This is a genomic window from Streptomyces sp. NPDC051976, from assembly GCF_040680795.1.
Lineage (GTDB): Bacteria > Actinomycetota > Actinomycetes > Streptomycetales > Streptomycetaceae > Actinacidiphila.
On the sequence record NZ_JBFAXL010000004.1, the window covers coordinates 116,281 to 132,094 of the forward strand.

Annotated in this window: 14 protein-coding genes; 13 read left to right on the forward strand and 1 reads right to left on the reverse strand. The window is 73.3% G+C overall.

From position 1 onward, the window contains the following. Positions 1-12 precede the first annotated feature (12 nt). The 8 genes from AB0M29_RS06265 to AB0M29_RS06300 all read left to right on the forward strand — a co-directional run bounded on the left by AB0M29_RS06265 (position 13) and on the right by AB0M29_RS06300 (position 7,578). Positions 13-1,278 (forward strand): alpha/beta fold hydrolase, encoded by a 1,266-nt coding sequence (locus tag AB0M29_RS06265; RefSeq protein ID WP_365379671.1) that lies wholly within the window; start codon positions 13-15, stop codon positions 1,276-1,278. Between the two features lie 25 nt (positions 1,279-1,303). Further along, the gene (locus tag AB0M29_RS06270; RefSeq protein ID WP_365379674.1) at positions 1,304-1,942 is read left to right on the forward strand and encodes an MBL fold metallo-hydrolase; all 639 of its coding nucleotides are present in this window, start codon (positions 1,304-1,306) and stop codon (positions 1,940-1,942) included. A 57-nt stretch (positions 1,943-1,999) separates the two neighbouring features. Continuing rightward, positions 2,000-2,779 (forward strand): exodeoxyribonuclease III, encoded by a 780-nt coding sequence (locus AB0M29_RS06275; RefSeq protein WP_365379676.1) that lies wholly within the window; start codon positions 2,000-2,002, stop codon positions 2,777-2,779. 50 nt (positions 2,780-2,829) lie between these two features. Next, positions 2,830-3,270 carry a DUF6278 family protein gene (locus tag AB0M29_RS06280; RefSeq protein ID WP_365379679.1) on the forward strand — a complete coding sequence of 147 codons (441 nt, stop codon included), beginning with the start codon at positions 2,830-2,832 and terminating at the stop codon, positions 3,268-3,270. Between the two features lie 93 nt (positions 3,271-3,363). Then, complete coding sequence (locus AB0M29_RS06285) at positions 3,364-3,615, forward strand: TfoX/Sxy family DNA transformation protein (protein ID WP_365379682.1); 252 nt, start codon at positions 3,364-3,366, stop codon at positions 3,613-3,615. A 202-nt stretch (positions 3,616-3,817) separates the two neighbouring features. Further along, complete coding sequence (locus tag AB0M29_RS06290) at positions 3,818-5,701, forward strand: transketolase (protein WP_365380238.1); 1,884 nt, start codon at positions 3,818-3,820, stop codon at positions 5,699-5,701. Between the two features lie 94 nt (positions 5,702-5,795). Next, complete coding sequence (locus AB0M29_RS06295) at positions 5,796-6,776, forward strand: SGNH/GDSL hydrolase family protein (RefSeq protein ID WP_365379684.1); 981 nt, start codon at positions 5,796-5,798, stop codon at positions 6,774-6,776. A 49-nt stretch (positions 6,777-6,825) separates the two neighbouring features. Continuing rightward, the gene (locus AB0M29_RS06300; protein ID WP_365379687.1) at positions 6,826-7,578 is read left to right on the forward strand and encodes a ZIP family metal transporter; all 753 of its coding nucleotides are present in this window, start codon (positions 6,826-6,828) and stop codon (positions 7,576-7,578) included. Here the strand turns inward: AB0M29_RS06300 and AB0M29_RS06305 are convergent. Continuing rightward, entirely contained in the window at positions 7,547-8,332 is a 786-nt protein-coding gene (locus AB0M29_RS06305; protein WP_365379689.1) for a hypothetical protein, read from the reverse strand. The genes AB0M29_RS06300 and AB0M29_RS06305 overlap by 32 nt on opposite strands. A gap of 108 nt (positions 8,333-8,440) precedes the next feature. Here AB0M29_RS06305 and ggt point away from each other — a divergent pair, with 108 nt between their 5' ends. The 5 genes from ggt (at position 8,441) to hydA (ending at position 15,810) form a co-directional block, all read left to right on the forward strand. Beyond that, a complete protein-coding gene (gene ggt / locus AB0M29_RS06310) occupies positions 8,441-10,300 on the forward strand; it encodes a gamma-glutamyltransferase (RefSeq protein ID WP_365379692.1) in 1,860 nt (619 codons plus the stop codon). Between the two features lie 122 nt (positions 10,301-10,422). After that, on the forward strand, positions 10,423-12,012 hold the full coding sequence (locus AB0M29_RS06315; RefSeq protein WP_365379695.1) for a hypothetical protein: 1,590 nt from the start codon (positions 10,423-10,425) through the stop codon (positions 12,010-12,012). Between the two features lie 213 nt (positions 12,013-12,225). Continuing rightward, complete coding sequence (locus AB0M29_RS06320; RefSeq protein WP_365379697.1) at positions 12,226-13,068, forward strand: nitrilase-related carbon-nitrogen hydrolase; 843 nt, start codon at positions 12,226-12,228, stop codon at positions 13,066-13,068. A 4-nt stretch (positions 13,069-13,072) separates the two neighbouring features. Continuing rightward, positions 13,073-14,407 carry an aspartate aminotransferase family protein gene (locus AB0M29_RS06325; RefSeq protein WP_365379700.1) on the forward strand — a complete coding sequence of 445 codons (1,335 nt, stop codon included), beginning with the start codon at positions 13,073-13,075 and terminating at the stop codon, positions 14,405-14,407. Then, positions 14,404-15,810, forward strand: coding sequence for a dihydropyrimidinase (gene hydA / locus AB0M29_RS06330; RefSeq protein ID WP_365379703.1), 1,407 nt, complete (start codon positions 14,404-14,406; stop codon positions 15,808-15,810). Before AB0M29_RS06325 ends, hydA begins: the two co-directional genes overlap by 4 nt. The last annotated feature ends 4 nt before the right edge of the window (positions 15,811-15,814 follow it).

Below are 15,814 nucleotides of genomic sequence, written 5' to 3' on the forward strand. Positions count from 1 at the left end.
AGCGTGACCGCGATGAGCGACGTGACCGACGACGAGCAGCAAGCGCCGCCCCTGCAGCACCGGTTCGACGGCCCCGCCGACGCCCCCGTGCTGGTGCTCGGACCCGCCCTCGGGGCGACCTGGCACATGTGGGATCGGCAGCTCCCCGTACTCACCGACCAGTGGCGGGTGCTCCGCTACGAGCTGCCGGGACACGGCGGCGCCCCCGCCGTCCCGGCGTCCTCCGTGGACGACCTCGCCGACCGGCTGCTGGCGGTCCTGGACGCCGAGGGCATCGACATCTTCGGCTACGCCGGCTGCGAGCTGGGCGCCGCGATAGGCGCCCGGCTGGCGCTGCTGCGCCCCGACCGGGTCGCCGCGCTGGCGCTGGTCTCGGCCTCGGCCCGGTACGCCACCGGCGACACCTGGCGGCAGCGCGCCGTCGTCATCCGGGCGAGCGGGATGGACGGCACCGCGCACTCCAGCCCCGAGCGCTGGTTCACCGACCCCTTCCTCGCCACCCAGCCCGCGATCACCGACTGGGCGGTGCAGATGGTCAGGACCACCGACCGCGACTGCTACATCGCCGCTTGCGAGGCGCTGGCCGCCTTCGACATCCGCGACGAACTGGGCGCCCTGACCGTACCGACGCTGGTGGTGGCGGGCGCGGACGACACCGAGACACCGCCCGCCGACGCCCGACTGCTGGTCGCGGGGATACCCGACGCGCGGCTGGCCGTCGTCCCGGCCACCGGGCACCTGGCGCCGGTGGAGGAGCCGGTGGCCGTCGGCGACCTGCTGGCCCGGCACTTCGGCAGCGCCTGGACGGAAGGCCCGCCCACCGGGCCCGTGGCCGTACCGGCGCTTCCCGCGCTCCCGCCGGCCGGTGTGCCGCGTCCCGCGCTCCCCGCGGCCGGTCCCGGACCGTACGAGGAGGGTCTGCGGCTGCGGCGCGAGATGGTCGGCGACGCGGAGGCCGACCGGGCGGCGGCGCTCGGCCAGGGCTTCGGCAGCGGCTTCGACACCTTCATGACCCGCTACGCGTGGGGCGAGGTGTGGTCCCGGCCGGGTCTCGACCGCCGTACCCGCAGCTGCGTCACGCTCACCGCGCTGACCGCGCTCGGGCAGCTCGGCGAACTCGCCGACCACACCCGGGCGGCACTGCGCAACGGCCTGACCCCCGCCGAGATCGAGGAGGTGCTGCTGCACACCGCGGTGTACTGCGGCCTTCCCGCCGCCCGGGCCGCCGTCGAGACCGCGCGTACCGCGATCCAGCAGGAGACCGGCGCGCACCCGTAACAAGATCCCGTAGCAAGATGGGGGCATGACCATCAAGCTCACCAAGAAGCGGCACGCGTGCGTCCGGCTCGAGAAGGACGGGCGCACCCTCGTCATCGACCCCGGCACCTTCAGCGAGGAGGACGCGGCCGTCGGCGCCGACGTCATCCTCGTCACCCACGAGCACCTCGACCACTTCAACGAGGACCGGCTGCGGGCCGGTCTGGAGGCCAACCCCGCGGCCGAACTGTGGACGCTGCGCAGTGTCGCGGACCAGGTGTCGGCCGCCTTCCCGGGCCGGGTGCACACCGTGGGCCACGGCGACACCTTCAGCGCCGCCGGTTTCGACGTGCAGGTGCACGGCGAACTGCACGCCGTCATCCACCCGGACGTCCCGCGGATCACCAACGTCGGCTACCTGGTGGACGGTTCGGTCTTCCACCCCGGTGACGCCCTGACGCTGCCCGACCACACCGTGGACACCCTGCTGCTGCCGGTGATGGCGCCGTGGAGCAAGATCTCCGAGGTGATCGACTACGTCCGCGAGGTCAAGCCGCGGCGGACCGTCGACGTGCACGACGGGCTGCTGACCGATCTGGCCCGGCCGATCTACGACACCATGCTGGGCAACCTCAGCGGCGCCGAGCACAACCGGCTGGCGCCCGGCGACAGCACCGACGCCTGACGCCTGACGCGGGAGCGGGCCGGGCCCGCTGTCGTACCCAGCGGCTAGGTTGTGGGCATGCGCATCGCGACCTGGAACATCAACTCGATCACCGTCCGCCTTCCGCGGCTGCTCGCCTGGCTGGAGAGCAGCGGCACCGACGTCCTGTGCCTCCAGGAAACCAAGTGCACCGCCGAGCAGTTCCCGCGGGACGAGCTGCGCGAGCTGGGGTACGAAGCGGCGGTGCACGCCACCGGGAGGTGGAACGGGGTGGCGCTGCTCTCCAGGGTCGGCCTGGAGGACGTGGTCGAGGGCCTGCCCGGCGGACCCGACTACGAGGGCGTGCACGAACCGCGCTCGGTGTCGGCGACCTGCGGCCCGGTCCGCCTCTGGTCGGTCTATGTGCCCAACGGCCGCGAGGTCGGCCACCCGCACTACGCGTACAAGCTCGCCTGGTTCGAGGCGCTGCGCGCCGCGGTGGCCGATGACGCGGCCGGGCAGCGCCCGTTCGCGGTGCTCGGCGACTACAACGTGGCGCCCGCCGACGAGGACGTGTGGGACCTGTCGGTCTTCGAGGGCGCCACGCATGTCACCGAGCCCGAGCGCGCCGCGCTGGCCGCGCTGCGCGACACCGGGCTGACCGACGTGGTGCCGCGCCCGCTCAAGTACGACCACCCGTTCACGTACTGGGACTACCGGCAGCTCGGCTTCCCGAAGAACCGCGGCATGCGGATCGACCTGGTGTACGGCAACGCGCCGTTCGCCAAGGCGGTCGGCGACGCGTACGTGGACCGCGAGGAGCGCAAGGGCAAGGGCGCCTCCGATCACGCGCCGGTCGTGGTCGATCTCGACGTCTGAGGCTGCGCGCCTGTGGTCGGCACGGCATCGCGGGTGACACGCTGGGCGGTATGGACATCCCACTGTTCGGCATGTGGCGCAAACGGCACGGGACGGCCCGCGGGGTCGCGGTCTTCAGCGGCGGCGACCCGGAGGGGACAGCGGTGGCCGAACTCCTCGGCGAGTGCGAGCTGCTGCGCGTCCGCGCCTCGCACTCCGGTGTGGAGCTGGACGGTTCGGAGGAGTCGCTCACCGCGCTCGACCAGATCGTGCCGAGCTGGCGCGACGACCCCGATGTGATGAGCTGGCTCGGCAACGACGCGGGGCTCTACCTGGGCACCGTCATCGTGGAGACCGTGCCCGGCGCCGACTGGCAGGTCTGGCCCAACGGCCACCCCGTGGTGCGGCTGGTCTCCGGCCGGGAGATCGACACCGTGGAACTCGGCCACGCCTGGGCCGAGAGCGGCAGTCCCGAGCTGTCGCAGGTGCTCGCCGAGGCGTCGGAGGACTGAACCCCTGGCGTGTCCGGGCCCGATCGCCCGGCAGGGCGCGGCGGCACGTGCATGATGGCGGAGTTCCCTTCACCTCGTAATCGGAGGCACGACGTGGACTCCCTTCAGCAGCTTCCCAACATCGGGGCGGTGCTCGCCGATCGTCTCCGCCGCGCGGGCGTCGATGACGCGGGTGAGCTCCGCAGACTGGGCTCCGGGCGCGCGTTCGAGAAGATCCGCCCCGATCTCCCCGAGGACGCACGCACCCACACCCTGCTGGCCCTGGAGGGCGCGCTGCGCGGCATGCGCTGGACGGCCATCCCGCAGACGGAACGCGACACCCTGGTCAACCGCGTCCTGGGCTGAGCGCCCGCTCCCGTACTCCCGTACTCCCGCACCCCGCGTGTCCGCCGCGGCCGTTCCACCGGTTACCTGCAGTAACGCGCACATGGGTTACGCGCGGGTAACGATTGTTGTGTGCCCGGCTCCGTCGTGGGCAGCCGCACCGGTGGAAGGGAGACTCATGAACGCCACGGCCAGGAACGACGCACTCCCGGTCGCCGGGGGCATGGACGCCGCCGCACGCGACCGGGCGGCGGAACTCGCCCAGCAGCTCAGAGTGGACTCGGTCCGCGCCGCCGCGGCGGCCGGTTCCGGCCACCCGACCTCCTCGATGTCCGCCGCGGAACTCGTCGCCGTCCTGCTCGGCCGCCATCTGCGCTACGACTTCGACGACCCCCGCCACCCGGGCAACGACCACCTGATCTTCTCCAAGGGGCATGCCTCGCCGCTGCTCTACGCCGCCTACAAGGCCGTGGGCGCCGTCACCGACGAGGAGCTGCTGACCTTCCGCACCCTGGGCAGCCGCCTGGAGGGCCACCCCACTCCCCGGCTGCCCTGGGTCGACGTGGCCACCGGCTCCCTCGGCCAGGGCCTGCCCATCGGCGTGGGCATCGCGCTCTCCGGGGCGCGCCTGGACCACATCCCGTTCCGTACCTGGGTGCTCTGCGGGGACAGCGAGCTGGCCGAGGGATCGGTGTGGGAGGCGTTCGAGCAGGCCGGGATGGAGGGGCTCGACCAGCTCACCGCCCTGCTCGACATCAACAGGCTCGGCCAGCGCGGTCCCACCCGGCACGGCTGGGACCTGCCCGCGTACGCCCGCCGCATCGAGGCGTTCGGCTGGCACACCGTGGAGGTCGACGGCCATGACGTGGACGCGGTCGACGCCGCGATGGCCGAGGCCCGCGCCACCCGCGGCGCGCCCACCGCCATCATCGCCAGGACGAGGAAGGGCCGCGGGGTGGCGGCCGTGGAGAACCGCGAGGGCTTCCACGGCAAGCCGCTGCCCGACCCCGAGGAGGCCGTCGCCGAACTCGGCGGCCCGCGTGACCTGCGGGTGAAGGTCGAACAGCCGCCCGCCGCCGAGGAGCCCCGGCGTGACGGCGCCGACCGCGACGCCGCCCTGCCCCGCTGGAAGACCGGCGAGTCCGTCGCCACCAGGACCGCCTTCGGCGAGGCGCTGGCCGTGCTCGGCACCCGGCGCGGCGACATCGTCACCGTGGACGGCGAGGTCGGCGACTCCACCAAGGCCGCGCTCTTCGGTAAGGACCACCCCGACCGGTACGTGGAGTGCTACATCGCCGAACAGCAGCTCGTGGCCACCGCGGTGGGTCTCGGAGTGCGCGGCTGGACGCCGTACGCCGTCACCTTCGCCGCCTTCCTCACCCGCGCCCACGACTTCCTGCGGATGGCCGCGATCAGCCGCTCCGCCATCAACGTCGCCGGATCGCACGCGGGCGTCTCCATCGGCGAGGACGGCCCCTCCCAGATGGCGCTGGAGGACCTGGCGATGATGCGGGCGATCCACGGCAGCACGGTGCTCTACCCCTGCGACGCCAACCAGGCCGCGGCGCTCACCGCCGCCATGGCCGACCAGCCCGGTATCAGCTATCTGCGCACCACCCGCGGCGACACCCCGGTGATCTACGGTCCCGACGAGGAGTTCCCGGTCGGCGGCAGCAGACTGCTGCGGTCGGGCCCCGACGACCAGGTCACCCTGATCGCGGCGGGCGTCACCGTGCACGAGGCGCTGCGGGCGGCCGACCAGCTCGCCGAGGAGGGGGTCGCGGCGCGCGTCATCGACCTCTACAGCCTCAAGCCGGTCGACGCCCAGCGGCTGCGCGAGGCCGCCGTGGCCACCGGCAGGTTCGTCACCGTCGAGGACCACCACCCCGAGGGCGGTCTGGCCGACGCCGTACTGGAGTCCTTCGGCAACGGCCACCCCATGCCGCTGCTCACCCGGCTCGCCGTGCACTCCATGCCCGGCTCCGCCACCCCCGACCAGCAGCTCGACGCCGCCGGCATCAACGCCCGGTCCATCAGCGCCGCCGCCCGCAAGCTGTGCGCCGGCGAGCGCCCGGTGATCGTCGAGGAGCGGACGAACGCGAGCTGAAGACCACCCCACTTCGGGGTGTCAGGACCATTGACACCCGTCCCCCCGGGCCAGAGCCTGATCGTCGTCAACGTCGACGCAGGGGAGGGGCCCGATGGCCGCTGGCACGGGTACGGACAGGCGCAGGGGCGGGACCGCGGGGGAGCGGCCGTCCGGCAGACGGGCCGCGGCGCTGGGCGCCGCGGCCATCGGCGGGGCGCTGGCGCTCACCGCCGCGGCGGTCTCCCCGGCCGCGGCGAGTCCCGGCCACGACAGGCCCGGCGGTGACCGGCCCGGTCACCACGGCCCGGCCGTCCGCTATGTCGCCCTCGGCGACTCGTACGCGGCCGGTCCCGTCATCCCCACCCAGGTCGACGCCAACTGCGCGCGCTCCGACCACAACTACCCGTCGCTGATCGCGGCGGCGGACAAGTTCGCCTCCTTCACCGACGCGAGCTGCAGCGGCGCCACCACCGTGCAGATGTGGAAGCCGCAGGGCACCAACGGGCCGCAGCTCGACGCGATCAACCACGACACCACCCTGGTGAGCGTGCAGATCGGCGGGAACGACGTCGGCTTCGGCTCGATCATCGCCACCTGCGCCGGGCTGAGCGTGACCAACCCGGCGGGCAGCCCGTGCAAGGACCACTACGTCGCGGGCGGGTACGACCAGCTCGCCATGAACGTCCTCACCACCGCGCCCAAGATCGCCCAGGTGCTGCGGGCCGTCCACGACCGGGCGCCGCACGCCAGGGTCCTGCTGGTCGGCTACCCCGACCTGCTGCCCGACGACGGCGTGGGCTGCTTCCCCGCCGTGCCCTTCGCGGCCGGTGACTTCCCGTATCTGCGGGACACCGAGAAGAAGCTCAACGCCATGCTGCGGATCGAGGCGCTCTTCGGCGGCGCCGAGTACGTCGACACCTACGGCCCGACCGTCGGCCACGACATGTGCAAGGCCCCCGCGGACCGGCTGATCGAGCCGCTGCAGCCCGCGTCGCCCGCCGCCCCCGCCCACCCCAACGCCAGGGGCGAGGCGGCGATGGCCCAGGCCGTCCAGCACACCCTCGACCGGAGCGGACGCGGTCACCGAGGGTAAGGGGCACCCCTGAGTCGCGAGCGCGCAACGCGTCATGGATCATGACCTCATGCCGGTCCTGATAGCCGCGTGCGCGTTCGCGATGACCCTCGTCGGCGGGGTGGTCGCCCAGCACATCGGAGACCGCCGCCATCTCGTCCTCGGGCTCGCCGCCGGGCTGATGCTCGGAGTCGTCGGTTTCGACCTGCTGCCCGAGGCGCTCCAGATGCAGCGGCGCGTCGTCTTCGGCGTGCCCGCGGCGCTGCTGATGTTCGTGGCCGGATTCCTCGCCCTGCACATCGTCGAGCGCGCGGTGGCGATCCACCGCGCGCACGAGGGCGAGTACGCCCCGCACGCGCACGGCCACGGGCACGCCCACGACCCGGTCAAGGGCATCGGGATCACCGCGGCCGTCGCGCTCGTCGGCCACAGCGTCATGGACGGCTTCGCGATCGGCGCGGCGTTCCAGGCGGGCAGCACCGTCGGCATCGTGGTGGCGATCGCCGTGATCTCGCACGACTTCGCCGACGGCTTCAACACCTACACGATCACCCGGCTGTACGGGAACGGGCAGCGCCGCGCGCAACTGCTGCTCGGGGCCGACGCGCTGGCGCCGGTGATCGGCGCCGCGATCACCCTCGCCTTCACCATCCCCAGCGGCGCGCTCGGCCTCTACCTGGGCTTCTTCGCCGGGTTCCTGCTCTACCTGGCGACCTCCGACATCCTGCCCGAGGCGCACAGCCCGCACCCGTCCACGTCCACCCTGCTGTGCACCGTCGCCGGCGTCGCCGCTATGTGGCTGGTGATTGGGCTCGCGGACTGACCTTCTCGCCGCCCGCGGACGACCCGGCGGGCGGCGCGGCCAGGGCGGGCTTGGTGACGTCCGCGACCAGTTCCACCACGTCGGAGCCGTAGCTCTGCGAGTTCACCACCTTCAGCAGCAGGCAGAAGGTGGAGTCTCCGCCGTGCTTGCGGGCCAGCCGGGCGTGGTGCCTGGCCAGGTACCGCGTCGCGGCCTGGTTGGCGATACCGCGCTGGCCGGACGACAGGAAGACCGGGCGCTCGTTGCCCGAGTCGCGGGCGGCGGCCAGCCGGGCCAGCAGGACGTACTCCACCGTGCCCTTCTCCATCCGGTACGTCTGCCCGCCCACGGTGATCGCGCCCTGGTCGGGGCCCGGCGCGGGGTCGGTGTCGATCACGATGCCGGGCAGCATGGAGCGCAGATGGGCGGCCAGCCGGTGGTTGGCCGCGGGGCCGCCGATGCAGAACTCGGTCCGCGCGCCGAACCCCTGCCAGGCGGTGTCGTGCGCGAGCACCTCGGCGTGCGCCCCGCACTCCTTGATCACCGCGGCCAGTTCCAGCAGCGCGAACGCGTCGTGCCTGGCCAGGCTCCAGCCCCGCGACCCGGGGTCGCGCGGCACCACCAGCAGGCACTCGGAGTCCTTCGGCAGGCCGAAGAAGCGCTGCTTGCGGCCGAGTGTCCGGCGCCACAGCGCGCTGCGCAGGAACCAGCCGAGCGCGGCGGCGAGGACGCAGGCGGCCAGCACCAGGACGAGGTTGCGGAGGTCGTCGCTCATGGCGGGGCATCGTAGCGGTGTTCGACCAACAGCGCCGCCCCGCGGTCCTTACGGGACGGGTGAGGTGAAGTTACGCTGCCGTGACGGTCGTTGAGTGGAGGCTCCGCAATGGGACGCAACCGACAAACGCAACGCAATCGCCGTACCGGCCGCACGCGCGGGCCGGCGTTGAGGATCGCGGCGGCGCTCGCCGTCACCGCGGCGGTGGGAACGGTCAGTGCCGCGGCCCCCGCGCCCGTGCCGCGGGCACACCAGGCGGCGCCGCCCGCGGCCGCGAAGAGCCCGCTGGCCGTCGGCTACGGGGGAGCGGTCGCCAGTGTGGACGCCGACGCCTCGGCGGCCGGTATCGAGGTGCTGCGGCGCGGCGGCAACGCGGTGGACGCGGCCGTGGCGACCGCCGCCGCGCTCGGTGTCACCGAGCCGTACTCCTCGGGGATCGGGGGCGGCGGCTACTTCCTGTACTACAACGCCCGGCAGCACCGGGTCTTCACCGTCGACGGCCGCGAGACCGCCCCGCACAGCGCCACCGACCAGCTCTTCGTCGAGAACGGGAAGCCGCTGGCGTTCGCGGACGCCGTCACCAGCGGCCGCAGCGTCGGCGTGCCCGGCACCGCCGCCACCTGGCAGACCGCCCTCGACTCCTGGGGCTCGCAATCGCTCGACCAGGTGCTCCGACCGGCGGAGAGGATCGCCCGCGACGGCTTCACCGTGGACGCCACCTTCAACGCGCAGACCGCCGCCAACCAGGACCGTTTCAAGGACTTCCCCGACACTGCGCGGCTCTTCCTGCCCGGCGGGCAGCCCCCGGCCGTCGGCTCCACCCTGCGCAACCCGCAACTCGCCCGCACCTACCAGGAACTGGGCGCCAAGGGCGTCGGCGCGATCTACCACGGCGACATCGGCGCCGACATCGTCCGTACCGTACGCCAGCCCCCGGTCGACCCGGCCGCCACCCGGGTGGTGCGCACCGGAGACCTGACGACCGCCGACCTGGCGGCGTACCGGGCCAAGGAGCAGGCGCCGACGCACACCGGGTACCGCGGCCTCGACGTCTACGGGCCGGCGCCGTCGTCGTCCGGCGGCACCACCGTGGCCGAGGCGCTGAACATCCTGGAGCACACCGACCTCGCGCACGCCAGCGAGGCCCAGTACCTGCACCACTACCTGGAGGCCAGCAGGATCGCCTTCGCCGACCGCGGCCGCTGGGTCGGCGACCCGGCGTTCGAGCAGGTGCCGACCGCCGGGCTGACGTCCAAGGCGTTCGCCGCCTCGCGCGCCTGCCTGATCAAGGACGACGCGGCGCTGACCAGCCCGCTCGCCCCGGGCGACCCCGCGCACCCCGTGCCCTGCGGCGCCACCGGCACCGCCGCGCCGACGACCTACGAGGGCGACAACACCACGCACCTCACCGTCGCCGACAAGTGGGGCAACGTGGTGGCGTACACCCTCACCATCGAGCAGACCGGCGGCAGCGCCATCACCGTGCCCGGCCGCGGATTCCTGCTCAACAACGAGCTGACCGACTTCTCCTTCGTGCCCGCCAACCCGGCCGTGCACGACCCGAACCTGCCGGGGCCCGGCAAGCGCCCGCGGTCGTCGATCTCGCCGACCATCGTGCTCAAGGACGGGCGGGTCGACTTCGCGCTCGGCTCGCCCGGCGGCGCGACCATCATCACCACCGTCCTCCAGGTGCTCACCGAACACGTCGACCGCGGCCTGCCGTTGGTCGACGCGATCGCCGCGCCGCGCGCCAGCCAGCGCAACGCGGTCAACACGGAGCTGGAGCCCGCGCTCTGGGGCAGCCCGCTCCAGGCCCAACTGGAGGCGATCGGCCACCACTTCACCCAGAACCCGGAGATCGGAGCGGCCACCGGCATCCAGCGCCTCCCCGACGGCCGCTGGCTCGCCGCCGCGGAACCCGTACGCCGAGGCGGCGGTTCCGCCCGGGTGGTGTGCCCTTCGACGTAACTCTCCGCGCTCCCCGTGACTCCTTCCGTGATCCGCAGTAAGGACGAAAACCGTCCGTAGCGCTCCCGTAACACAACGGGTGTCGAATGCGGGGAGCGGGAGGAGTCGCGGTGGAGGGTGTGGTGACGACGGGAACGGACGAGGCGCAGGCGCGGTTCACGTTCTGGTTCCGGTCGGTGGTGGCGGCCCTGGGTGAACGCACCGGCTGGTACGGGGTGTTCGCGAGCCGTGAGCCGCAGGCCGCGCGGACCTACGAGAGCGGCGCCGAAGTGCCGCCCTGGGACGTCGTGCTGGCGGTCCTGCACGACCTCGCCGCGCGCGGCGGCGGACTCGTCGACAACGCGGTGGCCGAGCGCGCGCGGGCCATGCACCGGGAGGCCGTCGCCGCCTGGGACGCCGCGCCCGGCGCGCGGGAGGCACTGCGCGCCCGGCTGGACGCCGCCACGCGCGCCCGCGACCTGGCCGTGCTCCGCGAACGCGAGGCCGTCCGCGCCCTCGACCACGCGTCCGCCACGCCGTCGGCCCCCAACGCGGGCCGCCTCACCAACGTCCTCGCCTGGGCCCGTGACGACCGCGAGCGCGCCACCGCCCGCCACGCCGACCTCCGCACCCGCCTCGCCGCCCTGTCGGGCGCGCCCGAACTCCCCGCCGACTGGTTCCGCCCGGCGGCACACCCCGGCCCGACGGGACCTGCCGGCTCCGCGACCCCGGCCGCTCCCGCAACTCAGGCTGCTCGGACCGCCGCCGGCAGGCCCGCGCCGCGATGGGGCGAGCAGGAGCCGCGTTCCCCGCACCAGTCCCCTCAGGCGGCGCGGTCCCCGGCCCCGCCACCGCCGGGGGCGTTCGGGGAGACGCCCGCCCCCGAACCGCCGCCCGCCGCCGAGGCGTCGCGGCGGTCGGCCAGGAAGAAGCCCAAGGACCGCGGGCGACCGCGGGGCGCGCGATTCGCGGGGGCGTTCGAGGAGGACACCGGCACCGAGGAGCCGCCGCCTCCCGAACTGCCCGGTACGAGCGCGGCGCCGGTCGCGACCGAGAGCCTGCGGGGGGCGCGGTTCGCGGGAGCGCCGGAGGGCGGGGCCCGGCCCGCCGTCACGGCACCGGGTGTGGCGGAGAGCCCGCGGGGCGCCCGGTTCGCCGGGGCCGGCGAGGTGCGGGAGGCGCCCGCGGCGGTGGTGGAGGATCCGCGGTGGGCGGCGCAGGCGCGGCAGGAGGCGGCGCGGCTGGGGGCTCTGCGGCAGGACGGGCACACCGGCGCGGCGTATGTGGTGCTCTGCGAGGCCGCGGAGGGCCCGGCGGCCCGGCTGCCGTATCTCGTACGGGAGTTGGAGCGCACCGGGCTGGGCGCGGACGTGGCCACGCTGCTGTGGGAGGTCGCCGCGCTGCCGCCGGGACCACTGGCCGCGGCGGCGGCGGAACTGGCCGCCGCCGGGCGCGCCGAGGACTGCAAGACCCTGCTGCACCAGGCCGCGGCGCGCCCGCCCGGGGACATCGCGCTGACCGCCGCCGCCCTGTGCGCCGCGGGCCGTGACGACGAGGCCGGTGAACTCCTGGGCACCGTCGCCCGCGCCCGCCCCGCCGAGGACGCCGCCGCCGTCGTCCGCGCCCGCCACGACCTCGCCGCCCCCCTGGTCGCCGCCGCGGAGCGCGTCTCCAAGCCCCGCCGCCGCGACGTCGTCGCCGCCCTGCGCCGCGCGGGCCTGCCCGACCGCTGAGCCGAGACCGCCCCCTCCGTGACAGGAGCAGGGGCGATTTCCGGCGTTACGGTGGAAACGCCGCCGAACGGGTTCCGCGCGGGAGAAACGTGATCGTCTTGGGCCGGTAACGGTAGCGGTCTTGCCACAGTGGGTAAGGCGCTTCTACGTTCTTCCCCACGACGGGATCTACGTGCGTAGAACCGGCGTGACGTCACGTCAGAGGAGCTGCTCATGAGCAATGTCGTGCGTGCCGCACTGGTCCAGGCGACCTGGACAGGTGACACCGAGTCGATGATCGCCAAACACGAGGAACACGCGCGCGCCGCCGCCGCGCAGGGCGCCAAGGTGATCGGCTTCCAGGAGGTGTTCAACGCCCCCTACTTCTGCCAGGTCCAGGAGGCCGAGCACTACCGGTGGGCCGAACCCGTGCCCGACGGCCCGACCGTGCGGCGGATGCAGGCGCTGGCCCGCGAGACCGGCATGGTGATCGTGGTACCGGTCTTCGAGATCGAGCAGGACGGCTTCTACTACAACACCGCCGCCGTGATCGACGCCGACGGCTCCTACCTCGGCAAGTACCGCAAGCACCACATCCCGCAGGTCAAGGGCTTCTGGGAGAAGTACTACTTCAAGCCCGGCAACCTCGGCTGGCCGGTGTTCGACACCGCCGTCGGCAAGGTCGGCGTCTACATCTGCTACGACCGGCACTTCCCCGAGGGCTGGCGCGCCCTGGGCCTGGCCGGCGCCCAGCTCGTCTACAACCCGTCGGCCACCAGCCGCGGTCTGTCGGCGTACCTGTGGCAGCTCGAACAGCCCGCCGCCGCCGTGGCCAACGAGTACTACATCGCGGCCATCAACCGCGTCGGCCGCGAGGAGTACGGCGACAACGACTTCTACGGCACCAGCTACTTCGTCGACCCCCGCGGCCAGTTCGTGGACGGCACCGCCTCCGACTCCAAGGAGGAACTGCTGGTCCGCGACCTGGACTTCGACCTGATCACGGAAGTGCGCCAGCAGTGGGCCTTCTACCGCGACCGGCGGCCCGACGCCTACGGCGACCTGACGGGGGCCTGAGCCGATGGCCACCGCCGACGAGGGCACGCACGCCGCCCTGCACTCCCGCCACCGCGCCGTCCTGCCCGACTGGCTGGCCACGTACTACGCGCGTCCGATCGAGCTGACGCACGGCGAGGGCCGCCATGTCTGGGACGCCGAGGGCAACCGCTACCTGGACTTCTTCGGCGGCATCCTCACCACGATGACCGCCCATGCGCTGCCCGAGGTGACCAGCGCCGTCGCCGAGCAGGCCGGCCGGATCCTGCACTCGTCGACGCTCTACCTCAGCCACCACGCCGTGGAACTCGCCGAGCGCGTCGCCCGGCTGTCCGGCATCCCCGACGCCCGGGTCTTCTTCACCACCTCGGGCACCGAGGCCAACGACACCGCGCTGCTGCTGGCCACCACCTACCGCCGCTCCAACCAGATCCTGGCGCTGCGCAACAGCTACCACGGCCGGTCCTTCACCGCGATCGGCATCACCGGCAACACCGCCTGGTCGCCGACCAGCCTGTCCCCGCTGCAGACCCTCTACGTGCACGGCGGGGTGCGCAGCCGCGGACCGTACGCGGCGCTGTCCGACGCCGAGTTCACCGCCGCGTGCGTGGCGGACCTGGAGGACATCCTCGGGCAGGCCAACGGCACGGTGGCCGCGATGATCGCCGAGCCGATCCAGGGCGTTGGCGGCTTCACCTCGGGACCCGACGGACTGCTCGCCGCGTTCAAGCGGGTGCTCGACCGGCACGGCATCCTGTGGATCACCGACGAGGTGCAGACCGGCTGGGGCCGTACCGGCGACCACTTCTGGGGCTGGCAGGCACACGCGGACGCCGGGCCGCCCGACATCCTCACCTTCGCCAAGGGCATCGGCAACGGCCTGTCCATGGGCGGCGTGGTGGCCCGCGCCGAGGTGATGAACTGCCTGACCGCGAACTCGATCTCCACCTTCGGCGGCAGCCCCGTCACCGCCGCGGGCGCGCTCGCCAACCTCACCTACCTCGTCGACCACGACCTGCAGGGCAACGCGCGCCGCGTCGGCGGTCTGCTCAAGGCCCGGCTGTCGGCGATCGGCGCGGCCACCGGCATCGTGCGCGAGGTCCGCGGCCGCGGCCTGATGCTCGGGGTCGAACTGGTCGACCCGCTCACCGGCGGCCCGTCGGCGCCCGCCGCCGGCGCCGTCCTCGAATCCGCCCGCGAACACGGCCTGCTGATCGGCAAGGGCGGCCGCGAGGGCAACGTGCTGCGGATCGCCCCGCCGCTGTCGCTGACGGTGGCCGAGGCGGAGGAGGGCGCCGACGCCCTGGAGGCAGCGCTCAAAGTCGCCCAGTCCGAGCTGGAAGGAGGGGCAGCGCAGTGACCGCGAACCGTACCGTCATCCGTGGCGGCCTCGTCATCACCGCGTCCGACGAAATCCACGCCGACGTCCTCGTCGAGGACGGCCGGATCGCCGCGCTGGCCGCGCACGACTCGGCCGCCGCCAGGAGCTGGGACGACGCCCAGGTGCTCGACGCGACCGGCAAGTACGTGATCCCCGGCGGCGTCGACGCCCACACCCACATGCAACTGCCCTTCGGCGGCACCTTCGCCTCCGACACCTTCGAGACCGGCACCCGGGCGGCCGCGTGGGGCGGCACCACCACCATCATCGACTTCGCGGTGCAGAGCGTCGGCCAGTCGCTGCGCGGCGGCCTCGACGCCTGGCACGCCAAGGCCGACGCCCAGTGCGCCATCGACTACGGCTTCCACATGATCGTCTCCGACGTGAACGACCACACGCTCAAGGAGATGGACGTCCTGGTGCAGGAGGGCGTCACCAGCTTCAAGATGTTCATGGCCTACCCGGGCGTCTTCTACAGCGACGACGGCCAGATCCTGCGCGCCATGCAGCGCGCGTCCGTCAACGGCAGCCTGGTGATGATGCACGCCGAGAACGGCATCGCCATCGACGTCCTGGTCCAGCAGGCGCTGGCCGCCGGAAAGACCGACCCCCGCTACCACGGCGAGGTCAGGCACGCCCTGCTGGAGGCCGAGGCCACCCACCGGGCCATCCAGCTCGCCCGGGTCGCGGGCGCGCCGCTCTATGTCGTGCACGTCTCCGCGCAGGAGGCGCTCGCCGAGATCACCGCCGCCCGCGACCTGGGGCTCAACGTCTACGGCGAGACCTGCCCGCAGTACCTCTTCCTGTCCACCGACAACCTGGCCGAGCCGGACTTCGAGGGCGCCAAGTACGTGTGCAGCACACCGCTGCGCCCGCGGGAGCACCAGGCCGCGCTGTGGAGGGGCCTGCGCACCAACGACCTCCAGGTGGTCTCCACCGACCACTGCCCGTTCTGCTTCAGCGGGCAGAAGGAGCTGGGCCGCGGCGACTTCTCCAAGATCCCCAACGGCCTGCCCGGTGTGGAGAACCGGATGGACCTGCTGCACCAGGCCGTGGTCGACGGGCACATCACCCGGCGCCGCTGGATCGAGATCGCCTGCGCCACCCCCGCCCGGATGTTCGGCCTCTACCCGCGCAAGGGCACCCTGGCGCCCGGCGCGGACGCCGACGTGGTGATCTACGACCCGCACGCCGAGCAGGTGATGTCGGCCGAGACGCACCACATGAACGTCGACTACTCGGCGTACGAGGGACGGCGGACCACCGGCCGGGTGGAGACCGTGCTCTCCCGAGGTGTCCCGGTGATCGACGCCGGGTCGTACGTGGGCAGGACCGGACACGGCCAGTACCTGCCCCGCGGCACCTGCCAGTACCTGATCTAACGAA

Coding starts and splice junctions, on each gene's coding strand:
- AB0M29_RS06265 (WP_365379671.1), top strand. CDS start 13: ATGAGCGACGTGACCGACGACGAGCAGCAAGCGCCGCCCCTGCAGCAC.
- AB0M29_RS06270 (WP_365379674.1), top strand. CDS start 1,304: ATGACCATCAAGCTCACCAAGAAGCGGCACGCGTGCGTCCGGCTCGAG.
- AB0M29_RS06275 (WP_365379676.1), top strand. CDS start 2,000: ATGCGCATCGCGACCTGGAACATCAACTCGATCACCGTCCGCCTTCCG.
- AB0M29_RS06280 (WP_365379679.1), top strand. CDS start 2,830: ATGGACATCCCACTGTTCGGCATGTGGCGCAAACGGCACGGGACGGCC.
- AB0M29_RS06290 (WP_365380238.1), top strand. CDS start 3,818: ATGGACGCCGCCGCACGCGACCGGGCGGCGGAACTCGCCCAGCAGCTC.
- AB0M29_RS06295 (WP_365379684.1), top strand. CDS start 5,796: ATGGCCGCTGGCACGGGTACGGACAGGCGCAGGGGCGGGACCGCGGGG.
- AB0M29_RS06300 (WP_365379687.1), top strand. CDS start 6,826: ATGCCGGTCCTGATAGCCGCGTGCGCGTTCGCGATGACCCTCGTCGGC.
- AB0M29_RS06305 (WP_365379689.1), bottom strand. CDS start 8,332: ATGAGCGACGACCTCCGCAACCTCGTCCTGGTGCTGGCCGCCTGCGTC.
- ggt (WP_365379692.1), top strand. CDS start 8,441: ATGGGACGCAACCGACAAACGCAACGCAATCGCCGTACCGGCCGCACG.
- AB0M29_RS06320 (WP_365379697.1), top strand. CDS start 12,226: ATGAGCAATGTCGTGCGTGCCGCACTGGTCCAGGCGACCTGGACAGGT.
- AB0M29_RS06325 (WP_365379700.1), top strand. CDS start 13,073: ATGGCCACCGCCGACGAGGGCACGCACGCCGCCCTGCACTCCCGCCAC.